The 18,606-nt window shown below is 46.6% G+C and carries 16 protein-coding genes; 7 read left to right on the top strand and 9 right to left on the bottom strand.

What is annotated here, in order from left to right; all coding sequences use genetic code 11:
• The first annotated feature begins 66 nt into the window (after positions 1-66).
• The gene (locus J4N39_RS15425; RefSeq protein WP_252025528.1) at positions 67-1,878 is read left to right on the top strand and encodes a trans-sulfuration enzyme family protein; all 1,812 of its coding nucleotides are present in this window, start codon (positions 67-69) and stop codon (positions 1,876-1,878) included.
• Positions 1,879-1,938: 60 nt separating this feature from the next.
• On the opposite strand, the gene J4N39_RS15420 is transcribed toward J4N39_RS15425, so the two are convergent.
• The 7 genes from J4N39_RS15420 to J4N39_RS15390 all read right to left on the bottom strand — a co-directional run bounded on the left by J4N39_RS15420 (position 1,939) and on the right by J4N39_RS15390 (position 9,305).
• Positions 1,939-3,189, bottom strand: coding sequence for a DEAD/DEAH box helicase (locus J4N39_RS15420; RefSeq protein ID WP_252025526.1), 1,251 nt, complete (start codon positions 3,187-3,189; stop codon positions 1,939-1,941).
• A gap of 331 nt (positions 3,190-3,520) precedes the next feature.
• A complete protein-coding gene (locus tag J4N39_RS15415) occupies positions 3,521-3,760 on the bottom strand; it encodes a response regulator (RefSeq protein ID WP_252025524.1) in 240 nt (79 codons plus the stop codon).
• Positions 3,761-3,901: 141 nt separating this feature from the next.
• Complete coding sequence (locus J4N39_RS15410; RefSeq protein ID WP_252025522.1) at positions 3,902-4,975, bottom strand: beta/alpha barrel domain-containing protein; 1,074 nt, start codon at positions 4,973-4,975, stop codon at positions 3,902-3,904.
• Between the two features lie 214 nt (positions 4,976-5,189).
• The gene (locus J4N39_RS15405; protein WP_252025520.1) at positions 5,190-5,351 is read right to left on the bottom strand and encodes a hypothetical protein; all 162 of its coding nucleotides are present in this window, start codon (positions 5,349-5,351) and stop codon (positions 5,190-5,192) included.
• Positions 5,348-5,863, bottom strand: a complete 516-nt coding sequence (locus tag J4N39_RS15400) for a hypothetical protein (protein ID WP_252025518.1) — start codon at positions 5,861-5,863, stop codon at positions 5,348-5,350. The genes J4N39_RS15405 and J4N39_RS15400 overlap by 4 nt, the downstream gene beginning before the upstream one ends.
• 121 nt (positions 5,864-5,984) lie before the next feature.
• On the bottom strand, positions 5,985-7,046 hold the full coding sequence (locus tag J4N39_RS15395; RefSeq protein WP_252025516.1) for a PLP-dependent cysteine synthase family protein: 1,062 nt from the start codon (positions 7,044-7,046) through the stop codon (positions 5,985-5,987).
• Between the two features lie 237 nt (positions 7,047-7,283).
• A complete protein-coding gene (locus J4N39_RS15390) occupies positions 7,284-9,305 on the bottom strand; it encodes an alpha-amylase family glycosyl hydrolase (protein ID WP_252025514.1) in 2,022 nt (673 codons plus the stop codon).
• Positions 9,306-9,656: 351 nt separating this feature from the next.
• Here J4N39_RS15390 and J4N39_RS15385 point away from each other — a divergent pair, with 351 nt between their 5' ends.
• A complete protein-coding gene (locus J4N39_RS15385; protein ID WP_252025512.1) occupies positions 9,657-10,655 on the top strand; it encodes a S66 family peptidase in 999 nt (332 codons plus the stop codon).
• A 114-nt stretch (positions 10,656-10,769) separates the two neighbouring features.
• Here J4N39_RS15385 and curA read toward each other — a convergent pair whose 3' ends face one another.
• Entirely contained in the window at positions 10,770-11,798 is a 1,029-nt protein-coding gene (gene curA / locus J4N39_RS15380) for an NADPH-dependent curcumin/dihydrocurcumin reductase (RefSeq protein ID WP_252025510.1), read from the bottom strand.
• Positions 11,799-11,918: 120 nt separating this feature from the next.
• Complete coding sequence (locus J4N39_RS15375) at positions 11,919-12,506, bottom strand: TetR/AcrR family transcriptional regulator (protein ID WP_252025508.1); 588 nt, start codon at positions 12,504-12,506, stop codon at positions 11,919-11,921.
• Positions 12,507-12,982: 476 nt separating this feature from the next.
• Between J4N39_RS15375 and J4N39_RS15370 the strand changes: the two genes are divergently transcribed.
• From J4N39_RS15370 to J4N39_RS15350, 5 genes are all read left to right on the top strand, one after another.
• Entirely contained in the window at positions 12,983-13,333 is a 351-nt protein-coding gene (locus J4N39_RS15370) for a phasin family protein (protein WP_252025506.1), read from the top strand.
• 309 nt (positions 13,334-13,642) lie between these two features.
• Complete coding sequence (phaC, locus tag J4N39_RS15365) at positions 13,643-15,394, top strand: class I poly(R)-hydroxyalkanoic acid synthase (RefSeq protein WP_252025504.1); 1,752 nt, start codon at positions 13,643-13,645, stop codon at positions 15,392-15,394.
• Positions 15,394-15,792: a MaoC family dehydratase gene (locus J4N39_RS15360; protein WP_252025502.1), complete on the top strand. Its 399-nt coding sequence runs from the start codon at positions 15,394-15,396 to the stop codon at positions 15,790-15,792. Before phaC ends, J4N39_RS15360 begins: the two co-directional genes overlap by 1 nt.
• A 405-nt stretch (positions 15,793-16,197) precedes the next feature.
• Positions 16,198-17,214 carry a lactonase family protein gene (locus tag J4N39_RS15355; protein WP_252025500.1) on the top strand — a complete coding sequence of 339 codons (1,017 nt, stop codon included), beginning with the start codon at positions 16,198-16,200 and terminating at the stop codon, positions 17,212-17,214.
• 136 nt (positions 17,215-17,350) lie between these two features.
• Positions 17,351-18,589 carry a leucine-rich repeat-containing protein kinase family protein gene (locus J4N39_RS15350; protein WP_252026907.1) on the top strand — a complete coding sequence of 413 codons (1,239 nt, stop codon included), beginning with the start codon at positions 17,351-17,353 and terminating at the stop codon, positions 18,587-18,589.
• The last annotated feature ends 17 nt before the right edge of the window (positions 18,590-18,606 follow it).

Here is an 18,606-nt window from a genome sequence, read left to right as displayed (position 1 = left end):
TCAAATCGCAATCTTTAACATTTTTATAACACTAAAATTATTAGAGGTACAATAAAGGATGGAACGATGAATACCTCAACTCAACTTAGCCCACTGCGTAAAACGACCAAACATGAGCAAGCAGAGGCCCTTGCTATCGAGCAAGCCCAGCACTTTGGAATCGACCCAAACAGCGATTACGGTGCGACATTGATTGAACTAGCCACCACGCTATATAAAGCCAACACCAAAACACATGACCTTTGGGCATTGACCCTAGATGGGCTTTCCGATCTCGACAAAAGTGATCGAATCGCTTGGTTTAACGCTAAGCGCTTCTTGTCATTCCAGATAGCCAAGATCCTCGACAATCTGCAAAACCCGATGCGCACCACGTACCAATCTATTGCGACCAATAATGGTCACTTTGCCTCCAAAGGGGCCTACCCTATCTTCGATAATGTCGCAGCCATCTTCTCAGCAAGCCCTGTGATAACCCGCACTGCAACCTATTTGTTTGCTTGTACCGAGTGGGTCGAAGACGCATTTAACGGCAAAGAGCCACTACACGATATTTATTCGCGACTGCTCAACCCAACGTCGATTTCACTGGCGAATCATATGGTTGACCTTGAAGCAGGCTCAAGAGCCAATGAGTATCTTGCATGGAACTTTAACTCTGGCATGGCGGCCATTGATGGGTTATTGAGCCATTTACTCGGGCATGAAGACATAGTGCTAGCTTCGCGTAACATCTATGGCGGCTCTTACCAGCTGTTAGAAGATTGGTTTGCAAAACCTTCCAACCTGAATGTCGCCGTCGAGTGGGTAGATGGTTACTCTGGAGATGAATTCGCCGCTCGCCTTGATGAAGTGGCCAACAAACACGCTGATCGCCTCGCTGCCGGAAAAAAAATCTACGTTTACCTAGAGTCGCCATGTAACCCCCATGGGTACGTGTTAGATGTTGCCAACATTAGTAAAGCGGCTCACTTGCGTGGTTGGGACGTCATTGTTGACTCTACGGTAGGGACTCCACTATTGCATCCCGTATTAAAACGTGACGATGTGATGGAAAGGCCTGATTTTGTCATTCATTCCTATACCAAGGAGCTGGCAGGTTCAGGTACCACTACCGCAGGCGTTGTCATCGGTCGCAACGAGACCATGTTTGTACCAAAAGGAGAAGAAGTCACCGTCACCAAACCTAACGGTGAACAAGCCATCATTCCATGGAACGAGACGCTATTTTGGAATGTGTACTACATCAAGGGCGCATTTTTGGATGCAGATAAGGCATTTGAAGTACTCAATGGCATGAAAACTTATGAGATGCGAGTGGTGCAAAAAACCATCAATACGCTCACGCTTGCCAAGATCTTTGATGCGCATCCAGATATCAATGTCTCATGTCCTGCTTTGCCAGACAGTGACAACTATCAACACTGTCAGAGCAATATGCACTTGGGATTACCAGCTGCGCTATTTACCATAGATATGGAAGGCAACGGCAATCGAGCCCCCATCAATCGAGATGGATTTAAGCAGTTTTTCGACATGCTGGAGCCCGCCATCGGCATGCAAGTGAGTCTTGGTCAAACCAACACTGTCGCACTGTGCCCAGCACTCACAACTCACTCTGAGCTCAACGAAGAAGCACTCAATGAAGCAGGCATCAAACCGACCACAATGCGAATTTCTATCGGCTTGGAAGACCCGCGAATGTTCATCGCTCATATCATCGAGGCAGCCAAACTATCCATTGACCGCAAACATAGCGATTTTTCTGCTAGTTTCCCGAATGATGATCGAATTGATGAGATCTATATGCAAACCTATATGGATGTACACCAGAGGTTTGTTAAGAGCTTGCCTAGGTTTGAACAACTTAGCCAATAAAAGGTACTAAAAACAACAGAGCCCAGCTTGTTAGACCAAACTGGGCTCTGAATACGTTTTCTACTGATTACGCTTTTTTTTCTTTTTGCCTGTGCCTTCTGGCTTGGCACGTGGCGTCATTGGTCTGAAATAAGCTTCACTCTGGTCGTCTTCCACCTCGAAACCTTCCACTTGCTCACGCTCTAAACGGAACTTATTTTTCTTCTCTATCACTTTGAAATGATGGTAATCATCGTAGTCGATAAGAGATAACCCAAGACCGACTTCACCAGCGCGACCACTGCGACCAATTCGATGCATATAATCAGCAGGGCTGCGTGGGAGATCAAAGTTAATCACTACTGGCAGCTTTTCAATATCAAGGCCACGCGCCGCAATATCAGTCGCAATAAGCACTTGGATCTCACCAGACTTAAAACCTTCGAGCACACGAGTACGAGCCCCTTGGCCCTTATCACCGTGGAACACTTCGGCCGTGATACCACGTTTAGACAACTTTTGTGCAAGGTGATTACAGGCATTCTTCGCATTAACAAAAATCAGTGTCTGTCGCCATTTATGTTGCTTAATAAGGTGCGCAAGAACTGCCGTCTTTTCGCCTTTATTGACACTAAATACACGCTGCACCAAAGTACTGGCTTCGGCACTCTGAAGCTGAACTTCGACCGGATCATTAAGCAGATGCTGAGCTAATGTAGTAACCTTATCAGGGAAGGTTGCTGAGAACAGCAGAGTCTGTTTTTTCTCAGGCAACAAAGCAAGGATCTTGTTGAGTTCCTCGGTAAAACCTAGGCTCAGCATACGGTCAGCTTCATCTAAAACAAGTGTTTTGACGTGATCCAGCTTGATCGCATTACTAGAGATAAGATCGAGTAATCGCCCCGGCGTAGCAACAACGATGTCACTGCCACCTCTGAGCGCTTGCATTTGAGGGTTCACTGAAACACCACCAAACACCGCAACGGTTTTGACCTTATCTCGAAGATGATAAGAGTAGGATTTAACGTTGTATGCTACCTGTGATGCTAGCTCACGGGTAGGAACCAAAATCAGGTGAGACACAAAGTTGCCACGACCACGATAATTTTCACCTTGCTCAACAATTTTCTGCAATATTGGCAGCGAAAATGCTGCTGTTTTTCCTGAGCCAGTATTGGCACCACCCACGATATCCCGACCATCAAGGGCACATGGAATAGTGTGAGATTGGATAGGTGTCGGCTGGCTATATTCCAACGCTTCTAGTCGCTCGACTAAGGTTGGAAGTAGACCAAGCTCGGCAAATGTTGCTTGCGGTGTGTTATCTGTCATAACGATAAGTGGCTCAGGACTAAGTTAAGGGCGTGTATCTTATGCTAATGGGAGAAGGTTAGCTATAAGCAAGCCAATGAATATCAGTGAATGTCGAGCAATCGGTGTCTGTCCTTAGAACATTAGAACATTAGAACATTAGAACATTAGAACAAGAAATCGGGACAGGCACCAATATTTGCCATTATTTGGTGTCTGTCCCTTCAAGACTGTCCCTTCAAGACTCACCTTCAAGACTCAGTCCCTTCAAGACTTCAAGAGAGGCCAGAAATCGGAGAAATTGGTGCCTGTCCCAAATAAACATCACCTGTCCCAAATAAACAAATCGTCCCTAGGACTTGTGACCCGTCTGTTTCGCAAGCTTTTGCATCGCTTCGGCAAATGTTGTTGTCCCACCTTTGGCTTTCACTTGAACCACCTTATAACCCAATTTTTCTAGCGCTTGGCGCTCGGCTAATACAGCTTCATCATCTTGTAGACTACCAGGTACTGGCTGATGGATGTAACAGCCCTCTAACTGACCATCTTCGACCAGTTGGTGGTGTCTTAGTGCATTGATATCAAAACTCATAATAAATCTTTTGTTTGAAGGAATAATTGGTGTCGTTTGTACCACAAGGCCAGCGCATCCACCAAGCTAAGCTGACGACTTTGAATCGCTAAAAACTAGAAGAGGCGCTAAAAGCGCCTCTCGTTCAATTCTCAGTAACCGTTATTTGTACTGGTGGAATTTCTGTGCCAAGTACGGGTCCCACATCGCTGCGGTCGCACTCATTACCATGTCAGCGCCCATGTCTAAGCGGCGGTGCAGGTCAGCAGCAGTCATCATGCCGCCTACTGAACAAATCACGAACTCATCTTTCCACTTAGTACGCAGGTCAATTAGGTTCTTAGTCACTTCTTCAGCCAAATCACCGATTGCGTAGCCACAAGTACCACTTGCTAGTCGACCTTCACCCGGCAGCGCTGCGTTACCGTCAGGAGTGATAACCTTGCGTGGGATGGTGTTGATTGCCGCAAAGCCATCAACGTAAGGGCGGTTTGCTTCAATCACCTTTTCTAGTTGCTCAGCTGGCATCCAACCTAGCTTGATCATGAATGGCGTATCACCAATAGACTCACGGATTTTCTTCGATACTAGGGCAGAGTTTTCAGGGTCTGAGAACAATGCTCCCTCTTTACTACCGCCTAAGTTCGGGCAAGAGTAGTTAACTTCAATCACTTTCGCACCAGCTTCTTTTGCCATCGCTGCAACGTAGCCGTAGTCTTCAACCAGATCGCGCTCAGCAAGACCCGGCGTACCGTTAACAGAGGCGATCATTAGCTGACCTTTGCCCATCTTGCGGTTACCTTCTTCGATGTCTTTCATCCATACTGATGGAGAAAGAGAAGGCACACCAAAAGAGTTAGTGATAGTGATTTGCTCATCCGATGCAGGGCGCAGACCCGGATGGATCTCTGCGTTGATTTCACTGTTGCCAAATTGCTTGTCGGTATCTAGGAAAATACAGTTCGGCGCAGGGTGACAAACACGCTCAACACTACGTACAGTTTTGTAAACTGGGATATCAAAACCAAGCTGCGCATAAACATCACACCAGTGACTGTTTAATAGTGGACCTGCAGGCACACCTAGACGTGAGTTGACTTCAAAATCAAACACCTTGTGCGACGATTTAACGGCTGGGCGAGCTGGGATTTCACCCTCAAAGAAAGGACCATTTTCGTAGTTGTCCTCGTAAGTTTTGTTAATGTCGTAAAGTTCAAACTTAGATAAAGTAGTCATCAGTGCCTCTTACTGCGTATGCCAACGTAAAACGCCCCGATTCTAACGTTAACGTTTGCGTTTGAACATAAATGTTCACGTATACGGTCAAAGATAAGCCATGATATTTTAGATTTAACCTCTGGTTCACAAATAAAATCTAAGAGCAAACGTAATGCCGCATTACACTCACAATACTTAACACTGCATGGTAATTCCCCAATGGTCTGAGCAGCTACTTCTTAGCACCAAGCTCAGATTCATATTGAACAACGAACTCTTTTTCTAAACCTTGGCTTGAGCGAACTCGTCTCTTACCTGTCTTCTGCCTGATGGTATTATAGATCTCCCGGCCAGCGTAGGTTTCATCGATCAAACAGAGTTTAAGATCAGTCACCGGTTGGCATAGTTTTTTAATCGCTGCGGAATACTCGAGAACAGGGGCATTGGGGCTTTGGGGCTTTGGGATAACAAGGCTTTATCTGCTAATAGCTTATCCTCGAACACAGCTTGCGCCACCAACTCACAACCGGTGTATAGCGTTTGTGGCTGCGGGAATAGCCGACGCTGTTTTTCAACATACGCTTCATATTCGCCGGCGTTATTGGCGGCAATCATCTCCATGTTAAACGCAAACTCAGTTGGCAGTGCACTTTCGTCTTCTCTACATTCGTTATGTACTTCACTGATGAAATTGCTCAAGCGCAACATCGAAGCTTCCGAGTGAACTTGCCATTTTTCAGCACATAGTGGGCCAAAGCTGCAATCTACAGGTTCTTCATCTAGCATGCTAACAGCCGTCGCCATAATCATGCGCTCGAATTTCTCGTCTGCGGGATCTTGCGTTGCTGAAACAGCACCACTGGCCAGTAATAAAGCAAACATGGGGATAACTAAAATGCGGTACATCCTTGTCCTTCATCTTAATGGGTAACAAAGTCATACTTTAGCCCAATTCAGAAAAACAGAAAGGTCATGCTGGAAGGAAATAGAAAAGCCAGTTGATTGCAACTGGCTTTGTCACTATTGATTAGACGAGCTTTCCTGTTTTAGAAAAAGACTCCAGCTGCGCAGTATACTCACTAATATCCCCGAACTTCTCCTCTACCCATTGTGGGCTGTGGTACGTATCTAAGTAACGCTCGCCACTATCGCAAAGCAAAGTCACGATGGAGCCGCCGCCATTGGCCTGTAACTCAGAAGCCAATTTCAATACACCCCACAAGTTGGTACCCGTTGATGGGCCAACTTTACGGCCAATGATGCCTTCCAGCCATTTGATGGTCGCCACGCTAGCAGCATCTGGTACGGTAGACATGCTATCGACCACACCTGGAATAAAGCTTGGTTCGACGCGAGGGCGGCCAATACCTTCAATACGGCTACCTAATTCGCCTGTGAGCGTGGCATCACCTGTTTTGTAGTAATCGTGGAACACAGAATTTTCAGGATCGACCACTTGCAATTGGGTTGGGAATTTTTGGTAACGGATAAAGCGACCAATGGTAGCAGACGTGCCGCCTGTACCTGCGCTCATCACCACCCAAGATGGAACTGGGTAACGCTCCAGTTTCATCTGATCGAAGATACTGTTGGCGATATTGTTGTTACCACGCCAGTCGGTTGCTCGCTCGGCGTAAGTGAACTGATCCATGTAGTGACCATTGAGCTCTTTGGCCAAACGGCGCGATTCTGCGTAGATCTGATCGGTGTGATCGACAAGGTGGGCTTTACCGCCGTAAAACTCGATCTGTTCAATCTTCTTCTTGGCTGTGGACTTTGGCACCACAGCAATAAAAGGTAAGCCTAAGAGACGAGCAAAGTAGGCTTCAGATACAGCCGTACTGCCTGAAGAAGATTCGATGATGGTGGTTTTAGGCCCAACCCATCCGTTACACAGTGCAAATAAAAACAGTGATCGAGCAAGGCGGTGTTTCAGTGACCCTGTCGGATGGGTACTTTCATCTTTAAGGTAAACATCCACATCTGGCACACTTGGCAGATTGAGCTTTATTAGGTGAGTATCGGCGCTACGTTGAAAGTCAGCGTCAATTTTGGCGATGGCCTGATTTACCCATTCTCTATCTATCATAATCTGCTACCTCAATATGTTTTGATGTTGAACTCAATACTGAATCAACTGAGAATAATTCTCAACCCCAAATTATTTAGGGGTAATGCCACAGCATAGCAAGCCCATTTTCAACCATGAGAATCGTGCAAGAAAAGTGTGCGACAGATAACGCTTCGAAAACGGCAGGAATGAAAAAGCGGCTAAGTCCTACTTAGCCGCTACACCTAGCACTTACTACATTGTAAGTGATTATTTTTATTTACACTTTGCCAGCATTACCGATGTTGGTTGACCTGCATCGGAGAACTTCAAGCTATACACGTATCGGCCTGATTCAAACAAGGTTGCCGATGAATCCTTACCATAACCGCCAAGCCCCAGTGGCACCTCTTGGTTAACTTTAAGCTCCAAGCCAGTGGCAGAATATTGCGGGTCCCAAGTGCTCGCAGCAAATTGCATTCGAGCGCTACCAGCATTCTCATTGATCACCAGTTGATAGACATTTTGTCCTTTATAGGTGAGTCTGCGCTCATCTAGGTGTTTCCAGTCGGTCGTCTCACCGACGACATACAACTGGCTGCTGATTGGCCCTGAACCACTGACGTCCGGGTTATCACACTGCCCCATAAACGCATCACCCGTGATCTCATCGCTACCCGATGAAATCCACGAAGAGATTGGCCCTGCCGCAGATGGCTGTATTACTTTAAAGAAACGAGCTTCAAACGGATCAAGGTCAAACTGATAGTTACCCGAGGCCAATGCGATCGACTCGCTTGTTTGAAGATCTTGAATCGCCCCTTCTGACCCAGCATGCTCTCCACTTAAGGTCACAGTTTGAGCCTGATCACTGGTACTCACCACATAAAGCAAAGCTTCATCTGTACCTTGCTTGTGATCAACATAAAGATTCTGATTAGCTACAACATTAGTACGCACACCATTAGACAAGGCTGGATGATCTTTTCTTAGCTGCATCAACTCAGAGATGTAGGCTTTAAGCGCTTGTTGGTTAGCATCCAACACATCGCCCGTAACCCCCTCCACCTTGCCAGAAGTACGTGCAACGTGATCATCACACCATCCTTGAATAGCGCAGTCGGTTTCTACTTTGTCAGCAAATCCATCAAGCTGGTCGCCAATCTCTTCGCCGTAATAGGTAGTGATTGGGCCTGTATAAGCTGCTTGGAACGAGAAAACCGCACGATGGCGCTGCCAATACTCGGCCTCATTTGGCTCGGCAATATTGCCTCGCTGCAACAGATCACCAAAGCGTACGAGATCATGGTTACCAAGCATCAGGTTTGGTGTTGCATGATCAGGATAAACAGAGTGTAGACTCATGCCTTGATTGAGCCAGTCACCACCTTTGCCCCCTGTGCCACCTTCACTGATGCCGAAAGTTTCCACCATGCGGTAACGCACCGGAAAATCGAAAGCCGAACAGAGCGCCGGGCTGCCCTCTTCCCCATATCCCGTCTCTTTGATGTAGTTTTCGTTATTCCAGATCTCAGCCACCATGTAGCCAAGAGGGTTTACTATCGCACCATCTTTGTCTACGTAAGTGACGGATTGAGAAGCTTCGTCGACTGCTTTGCGGAGCTGCACCCAAGCCGAGGTAGGCACTTGATAAGCTTGGTCTAAACGCCAGCCATCAATCTTGAGTTCAGTCACCCAATATTGAGCCACTTCTTTGTAAAACTCGAGGCTTTGTGGGTAGTCCACGGGATTACTACCACCGCTTGGTCGTTTTCCCGTCGGCGAAGCGACAACATTGTCTTTGTGGTGACCAAAAACACCATCAAAAAACACATATAGCCCCTTAGCGTGGGCTTTCTCCACCAGCTCTTTGGCCTTCTCCATAGTGCCAAATCTTGGGTCGATGGCGAAATAGTTAGTGGCAAAATAGCCCGTAGCATCCAATCGATCTGCCCAATGGTCTTGGCCAGATACTGCCACGGAATCAAACACTGGGGTGAGCCAGATGGCATTCATACCCAAAGATTCAATGTAATCCAGCGAGTCGATAATGCCTTGAATATCGCCCATGTGATGGCTAGTACCGTAACCCGTACCATGGCCGATACTGGTATCCCCATTGACGAAGCTCTCAACCATAACTTGGTAGATTCTAAGATCATTACCTTCTTCAGCAGAACAAGCGTATTGCTCTATAGGCAAGCTGGTCTCTGAGCCAGAGTCATCACTACCACTACTGCCACACCCCGCAAGAGCTGCGGCGAGCGACAAACTGATTATCGACTTACTAAAATTCACGTTACTACTCCACTGTATTGCTCTTATAGTGATCCCATATTAAGGGTTTATAAATTGAACAAACCCTCCTTAAGGGCCAAGCATCAGGGAGGAGTCTCTGGGCTGAGTTAGCTCGGTCACGCTTTAACAAACTGAGGGCACTACAAAGTGGACACTGCATCACAAATTCAACGCAGATTATCTACATCTCAGGAGAAAAAATTTTTTACCAGACATCGCTTTGTATCTAAGTTATCAACTTGCGAGGAAGTAATGGCACATTGTCAAATGGAACTCTTATAAAGTGGTTGAATTTTTATCTATAAAATTAGACAGTTAACTATGAATCAAAGCAGTACAAGGAAGTCATCAATGATCACCCCCAAGCCGCTCAAAAAAGGCGACAAAATCGGTTTCTTTTCCCCATCGTCACCTGCGACAGTATTCGCCCCAAAGCGATTTGAGCGAGCAAAATCCTACTTAGAGTCTCATGGGTTTGAACTGATTGCAGGCTCGCTCACTGGTGTTTCAGATGGTTATCGTTCTGGCTCTATCCAAGCTCGAGCCGACGAGTTGAATGCATTGATCCGTGACCCACAAGTGCGCTGCATTATGTCCACCATTGGCGGCAACAACAGCAATGCATTACTCCCATACATTGACTACGACGCCTTAAAACGCGACCCAAAGATCATCATTGGGTATTCTGATGTTACCGCTTTACTGCTAGGCATCTACGCAAAAACAGGGATAGTCACCTTCTACGGCCCGGCATTGGTGGCTTCATTTGGCGAGTTCCCACCGCTTGTCGACCAAACCATGCACTCCTTTCTAGAACTGGTCACCAACCCACACCTAGGTGACTTAGCGCAGCCCTACCAGTACCTAATGCCTGAATTCTGGACCGACACCATGATCAACTGGGAAACTCAAGACGGCCCAAAACCCGTAACGCCTAATGAATGGCAGTTCATCGGCCAAGGGCGAGTCACAGGTCGCATCATCGGTGGCAACCTCAACACCATGGCAGGGATCTGGGGCAGTCCATACATGCCGAACATTGAAGAAGGGGACATCTTATTACTCGAAGATTGCCTAAAAGGCATAGAAACCATCGAGCGCTCTTTTGCGCATCTATTGGCCTGTGGCGTGTTTGATAAAGTTGGAGCAATTATTCTTGGCAAACATGAACTGTTTGACGATAAAGGGACAGGGCGAACACCGCTAGACGTGCTTTTAGAAGTATTGAACGGAAAAAGCGTCCCGATCCTATACGGCTTTGATAGCTGCCATACTCATCCAATGTTGACGACACCGATAGGAGTTCAGGCATCGATTGATTTTGATAAGTGCCAGATAAGCCTAATTTAAGCAACAAGGATCGCTTGCCCCTATAAAAATCGCTCTCAGTAGCAACTTGCCACTGAGAGCGATGACACCACCTAAGTTCCGTATCCTAAGGTGAATATCTGGTTAAAGCGACAATTACATCGGCTCATTCACCTGCACAACAAGCTTACCGAAGTTTTTGCCTTCAAGCAGGCCGATAAAGGCTTCTGGTGCCTGTTCTAGCCCTTGTACCATGTGCTCTTTATATTGGATTTTTCCTTCTGCTAACCACTTACTCATGTCTGCGGCAAACTCACCGTATCGATGGCCATAGTCGTCAAAAATAATGAAGCCTTGCATCTTGATTCGTTTGATCAGAAGTTTTGCCATCAGCATCGACATACGGTCAGGCCCTTCTGGCAGGGAAGTGGCGTTGTATTGTGAAATCAGGCCACACAAAGGGATACGTGCGCCAGTGTTAAGCAGTGGCATTACCGCATCAAACACTTTACCGCCAACGTTTTCAAAGTACACATCGATACCATCGGTACAAACCTCGGCAAGTTGCGCAGCAAAATCTTGCGCTTTGTGGTCGATACAAGCATCAAAGCCAAGCGTATCTGTCGCAAAAGAGCATTTCTCTTCTCCACCAGCAATACCAATCACTTTGCAGCCTTTAAGCTTTGCAATCTGACCCACCATAGAGCCGACTGCACCTGTCGCAGCAGCCACGACAACCGTTTCTCCCTCTTTCGGCTGACCAATATCCAACAGCCCCATGTAAGCGGTGAAACCTGGCATACCCATTACACCTAATGCATAAGACGGGAACTGTGGCGTTTTGCCCAATTTGATCAGGCCTTCACCGTTTGATACCCCATAGTCTTGCCAGCCTGAGAATGCCAGTACCCACTCACCCACCTCGTAATCTGGGTGGTTTGAGACTTCCACCTGACTCACGGTACCACCGACCATAGCTTCATCAATCGCCACAGGGTCAGCATAGGATTCAGCATCGCTCATGCGACCTCGCATGTACGGATCAAGAGAAAGATAAACCGAACGCAGCAAAATCTCGCCATCGTTGGCCACAGGTTTTTCCGCTTCAACAAAACGGAAGTTTTCAGCCGTTGGTGCACCCACTGGGCGAGACGCTAAAACAATTTGGCGGTTGGCAGTTGTCATGGTGACTCCTTTTGTGTGACTTGATTTTAATATTAGACCAGTCGTCTAGTTGTGATTTCTAAAAAATCCTGCGAGAACGCTTTGCAAACCAAAGTGTAGAAGCGCAGGATGATTTGGCGGCTATTTCGCCTTAAGTAATTGCTTAGTGGTGCTTAATGCGTGATGCAAATGTTCACCATCTTGGCTGAGCTTGTTGAGCAAACTCGCCCCAAGCCATAGTTGGTACAGTGTTTTGGCAGTGCCCGTCGCATCTTGTACTTGAATCGAACCATCATCAATACCCGCTTCAATGCCTTTTGCTATCGCTAAGACAATTCTTGCAGCTCCTCTATTAAGAGCTTCTCGCATCGGCTCAGAAAGATCGGCAACCTCCGCGCTGAGCTTAACCACGGCGCACTTGTTGGCGTTACACACACCTTCTTCGACATTTAGCCAGCGAGAAAAGTAATCCATCACTCGTTCTAAGCCTGTACCCTGATTGCCAAGCAAAATCGCTTCAATCCTCTCCAAGTAAAGATCAAAGTAATCGACTATCAGCGCCTCCCCAAATTGCTCTTTCGACTTGAAGTAGTGATAGAAAGATCCTTTAGGCACTTCGGCAGTTTTTAACAACTCTGACAGACCAACAGCAGTGAAGCCTTTATTAACAATCAGCTGATAGCCAACTTCAAGAATGTGCTGACGAGTTTGGTTCGTTTTCATGTTCATGGCGCTTACCTTAACCAAAATTAGACCAGTCGTCTAGAAAAAGATCATTCCTTACATCGTTCTCATAACAAGCAATAAATACCCAATCCAAATAACACTGACATTTACATCTCCACAACATCCTGTGAGCCATTTTTATAATCATATTGGGAGTAAAATCGCAGCGCAATTGACGATCAATATCACAAAAATTGCATTTCAATTTAATGACACCAATTGCGTATTAAACGCCTAAGCGATCTCGTAACCCTTTACAGCACTGATATACCAAGGGTTGCACAATCTAGGTCTGGAATTATAAAACGTACGATGTGAGACCCTAAAATTAGCCGGAAAATTCATGCCAATTAAGGGGATGACATTCGCTTAAAAGTTCAACAAAATGGCAACAATTAAAACACACGTTTGAATAATAATTTTTTCGAGTGACTTTGCTCTATCACTCGTTTTTCAACATCAGCACAAGGAAAGTACCCATGTCTACTCAAGAAACATTTAAAGCATTCACATCACAACTCGAAACTGTGACTAACCCGTTCTACAACTTCAATCAGTTGATCACTAAAAACGTTGAGACACTGTCTAAAATCCAGCTAGAAAGCCTTCAGGCATACAGCACGCTAGGCAACGAGACACTACAAAGCATGGCAGCGATCAAACAACCTCAAGACCTTGCTGGCTATGGCACCAAGCAAATGGAAGTGGCGAGCAAAATTTCTCAGCAACTTCTAGAAGACAGCCAAAAGCTGTCTCAGCTTGGTCAAGATTTCAAAGTAGCTGCGGACGAGTTAGCAGCAGCATCTGTTCAAACAGCAAAAAGTGCTTAATTAACGCGATACTGATACCAATACCACTAATTATGTGATCTTGTATTGCGACGGACAGATTTTCTCTGGCAAGGAAGAAATCTTATGCCTAGCTGGGACTAGGGATATGATTTCTGACGCCGCTAGAGGAAATATGGACTAGCTAGACTGAGCAGATAATTGGTGGGATTGGTATCACATTGCTTGCTCACCCTCTCGCTCCCCCCAGATCGTGAGTAAGTTGTAGCGTTATCTTTAGCTTTTTGGCGGTGCACTGATTTGCGAGGGGTGCACTGCCGTTTTTGTTTGCTTGTTAACAAGGACGTCAGGATGGAAAATAAATCGCCGTTCGAAGGCATGATGAATAACATGCTTCAATACAGCCAAGCTTGGATGGAAAATCTTGGCCAGCCAACGCAAAACACCTTAATGAAGACTCAAGCAGAAGACTTAGGTAAGTGGCTGCAATCTGTGTCAGAAAACCCAACCAACACCATTGAGCAACAGATGAATTGGTGGACGCAGCAAGTCAGCTTGCTCAATCAATGCATCTTAGGCACGTCTGGTGAAGAAAAAGAAACTGACCGCCGTTTCCGTGATCCTGCTTGGAATGAAAACCCACTCTACAAATACATCAAAGAGAGCTATAAGCTCGCTTGCAACACGATTCAAGAATCGGTCGAGAATTCACAAGGTCTTGATGAACAAACGAAAGAACGCCTAGCGTTTTTTACTCGTCAGTATCTTAACGCGATGTCGCCAAGTAACTTTGTTGCCACCAACCCAGAAATCTTGAAACTGACCATGGAATCTAACGGTGAAAACCTAATCCAAGGCATGAAACAGTTCCGCCAAGATTTGGCTCAAAGCGCCGACACGCTGAACATCCGCATGACGGATAAAACCAAATTTGCCTTAGGTGAAAACATCGCCGCCACGCCGGGTAAAGTGGTATTCAAGAATGAGATGTTTGAGCTTATCCAATACAAGCCGACCACTGAACAAGTTTATAAGCGTCCGATGTTGGTGGTGCCACCGTTTGTAAATAAGTACTACATCATGGATGTGAACCCAGAGACTTCATACGTCAAATGGTTAGTGAGCCAAGGGCATACGGTGTTTATGATGTCTTGGGTGAACCCAAATGCAGACATGCGTGACGTCGGCTACGGAGACTACGTGACCCGTGGGATCTTGCCAGCACTTGATGCCATTGAAGCACAAACGGGTGAGCGTGAAGTCAACGGCGTGGGTTACTGCATTGGCGGCACCACATTAGTGGCAGCAATGGCCTACCTTGCTGGCAAACGACGTAAGCAGCGCATCAAGTCTGCCACTTTACTGACAACTATCTTGGACTTTAAAAAACCGGGCGAGTTGGGCATTTTCATCAATGATCCAATCATCTCTAGCATCGAAGCGCAAAACAATCTTCGAGGCTATATGGATGGTCGTCAGATGGCGGTTTCCTTTAGCTTACTGCGTGAAAACAGCCTCTACTGGAACTACTACATCACCAACTACCTCAAGGGCGAAAGCCCAATGGCTTTCGACCTGCTTTACTGGAACTGCGACAACACCAACGTAACCGCAGCAACCCACAATCAGCTACTTCGTCAATGCTATCTGGAAAACCGTCTCGCCAAAGGCGAAATGGAGATCGATGGGGTGAAAATCGACCTGAATAAGGTGAAGTCTCCGGTCTACTTCTTATCCGCTATCGAAGATCACATCGCGCTGTGGGACGGCAACTACGAAGGCACTCAATTATTGGGTGGTGACAGCAAGTTTGTGTTGGCAGAAAGCGGCCACATCGCAGGACCAATGAACCATGTTGATGCCAACAAGTACGGTTATTGGACCAACGACAATACCGACCAAGATGCTGCGCAATGGCTGGCAAGCGCCGACAAGCACCAAGGCTCATGGTGGCCTCACTGGCAAACTTGGGTTGATGAGCGCAACTTCTCAGAAAAAATCGATGCCCGTGAACTCGAAGGTGAACTGGATGCACCTGGCGAGTATGTCCGTGCACGCATTCAAGACGTTATCCAACAGCAAACAGAAAAGGAATCTGCGTAATGAAACCAGAAGTTGGTCAGATTGCGACCATTGAAAAGCGCTTGGATGCACAAACTGTCGCAACCTTTGCCTCAGTCTCTGAAGACTATAATCCTGTGCACCTTGATGAGGAGTTTGCTAAAAGTACTCCTTTTGAGCGTCCTATCGTTCATGGCATGTTGGCTTCTAGCCTGATTTCTGGACTGCTTGCTTCAAAAGTCCCTGGTCCCGGTGGAATTTACCTTGGCCAAACGTTGAAGTTTACCTGCCCAATTTTTGTTGGTGAGACAGTAACTGCTAAAATTGAAGTGAAAAGCGTACGTGACGACAAACCCATCGCCGTGCTTGCTACTCAAATCCTGAACGCTGAAGGAAAAGTAGCGGTCGATGGTGAAGCAACGGTCATGTACACCGAATAACTTCACCTAAAAGGGACAAAGCATGAAAACTTTCAACCTAGTGATTGGAATCCTTTGTCTTGGAACACTTATTGGTTGTGCACCTCAAGGTAGCAACCACTATGCTTCACAGCCAGAAAAACAAATAAACATTGGCTATGAAGCCAAAAATCACAAGCGATAGCTTGGACTCCTCCACAACGCCCAGCTTTGGTAATTCTCTCGTTCATTGCCCTAGCTGGGTTTTTCTTAGCGCCTATTCTATCGCTGCATATATCACGCAATAAGTGCGAGTCACTCGCATGAAACCTTTCCTCATCACTGCTAGTTTTTGTGAACGCCTCACAGAAGCGCTATCTCAGGCTACCTTTTGCAGTGAATTTTGGTCACTCTTTTAGCCATCTTAAACTAAACACGTGATTATGGATGTCTCACACACTCACCATTGGTCAGTACTCTTCTGATTCTTATTGCGGCTTTGCGACCATCACACTTAGCGAAGAGAGTAAATTATTAAAGCCACAGCAGCACTCTGATATCGTTAACCCGTCTTATATCGCTCGCAGTGACAGCGGAATTTATCTGGTTTCAGAGCAGTCTCAACTACAAGGGGCAGCGCTCTATTACATTGCCAATGACAGTGATGGCTACCAAGTTAAACCCCTCAATGGTGATTATCCGTGCCACATTGCTATTTCGCCTTGCAAGCAAATGATTGGGGTGGCGCATTACGGCTCAGGTAACTTTGAACTGTTTCAATTGATGGAAAATGGTGGCATCGGTGAGCCGATAGCCAACTTACAAAACCCTATCCCACAACAGCGAGTAGGAAAGCATTCAGAGCGTCAGCAAGGCCCGCACGGCCATCAGCTCTACTTTATCGCGAAGCATCAACAGTTTGTTACTGTTGATCTGGGTGGCGATACTCTGCATTTCTATAACCTAGACAATCAACAGGTGACGCCTATTCAAACACTGGAGTTGCCAGCAGGTTCAGGCCCAAGACATGTGGTATTCAAGAAAGATGGTAGCTGCGGATTTGTGTTGTGCGAACTCAGCGAGAGTTTAATAACCCTAGAGCGAATCCAGGGTGAATGGAAAATTAAAGCTCAGCAAGCGGCACTTCCTAACACGGCTAACCATGAAGCGGCAGCGGCGATCAAACTCTCCGCAGACGAGCGTTTTCTCTACGCATCCGGTCGAGGAGAACCGCTAATTAGCTGGTTTGCCATCGACAATGGTCAAGCTAAACACCAAGGCTGCGTATCCTCCGGTGGCGACTTCCCACGAGATATTACGCTAACCGATGACGGTAAGTGGCTGATTGCAGCCAACCAAGGCTCAAATAGTCTGGCGCTGTTTTGTTTACACAAAGAATCCGGACAGCCAGAGCTGGTCGACACGCTCGAAGAAATCCATCAACCTGTGTGTGTTTGCCTGTAATCGTCTATCTACATGAACCACCAGTTGGCCTTTAACCCTCTTGGCGCAAATCCCTTGCGCCAAGTACCCCCTAGCAAAAACCGCCATTTCGAGTACACTGTCGACCGATTTTATTCTCGACCCACATGGCTTTATTTTGCATACACTCTCTGCGTTAAAATCCGGTGAGCTTGCCGGTATTACTCGACTCTCTTTGGCTGAAGACCTGACTGAATTCCCGATGGAGATCCTCTCTCTTGCGGACAGCTTGGAAATTCTGGATTTGTCGAACAACCAATTGACTGAACTACCGCAAGAGCTTACACAAATGCATAAGCTCAAGATTGTGTTTGCTTCAAACAACCTGTTCACCCACCTACCAGAAGTGTTGGGATCGCTGCCAAACCTTGAAATGGTGGGCTTTAAGTCGAACCAAATTCATCATGTTGCAGAAGATGCACTGCCGCAAAAGCTGCGCTGGCTGATCTTAACTGACAACCAACTCACCCATTTACCAGAGTCATTAGGTGAACGACCAAGAATGCAAAAGCTGGCGCTGGCAGGCAACCAGCTCGTTAAGCTACCTCAAAGCCTCGCTAAACTGCACAATCTAGAGTTGGTACGCATCTCTGCCAATGCATTGACCGAGTGTCCTGAGCAACTACTTGGCTTACCAAAACTGGCGTGGCTAGCCTTTTCTGGAAACCCATTTAGCCAATCAGAAATTAAAAATACGTCCGTACCTAGCGTTGCATCAAACAGCTTCGAGCTTGGTAAGCTGCTGGGGCAGGGCGCTTCGGGGGTGATTTCTAAAGCGCAATGGATTGAGCAACCACAAGGTCTACCAAATGACATTGCCGTTAAGGTATTTAAGGGAGAAGTAACCAGTGACGGTTACCCTGAAGATGAGCTGCAGGCGTGCCTAAAAGTGGGCAATCACCCTAATTTGGTCCAGTCTTTAGCACAAGTGTGTGAAACTGGTTACCTCGCTCTGATCATGAATCTAATTCCCGAGCACTACAAAAACCTTGGACTACCGCCGAGCCTAGAAAGCTGCACCCGCGATACCTTCCCACTAGGCTTTAATCTAAGCATTGATGAGATTGAAAAAATCGTTGCGCAAATGGACACCGTGTTTACTCACCTCCACAACAATCAGGTATGTCACGGTGACTTGTATGCGCACAACACCCTGTTTGATCAAGACGCCAATATCATTTTTGGTGACTTTGGCGCCGCCACCATGTACCACATGCTAAGCGATGACCAGCAGCAACAAGTTCGACGCATTGAGCAACGTGCGCTTAACCATTTCATTGATGATCTGCTCTCTGTTTGTGAGCTAAATGATCACAATGACGCTCGATTTATCGCTCTGCGTGAACGCTGCCAATAGCATGGACCGAGGGCAGC

The sequence above is a fragment of the Vibrio sp. SCSIO 43136 genome, assembly GCF_023716565.1.
Taxonomy (GTDB): domain Bacteria; phylum Pseudomonadota; class Gammaproteobacteria; order Enterobacterales; family Vibrionaceae; genus Vibrio.
This window is presented reverse-complemented; position numbering and strand designations above follow the sequence as displayed.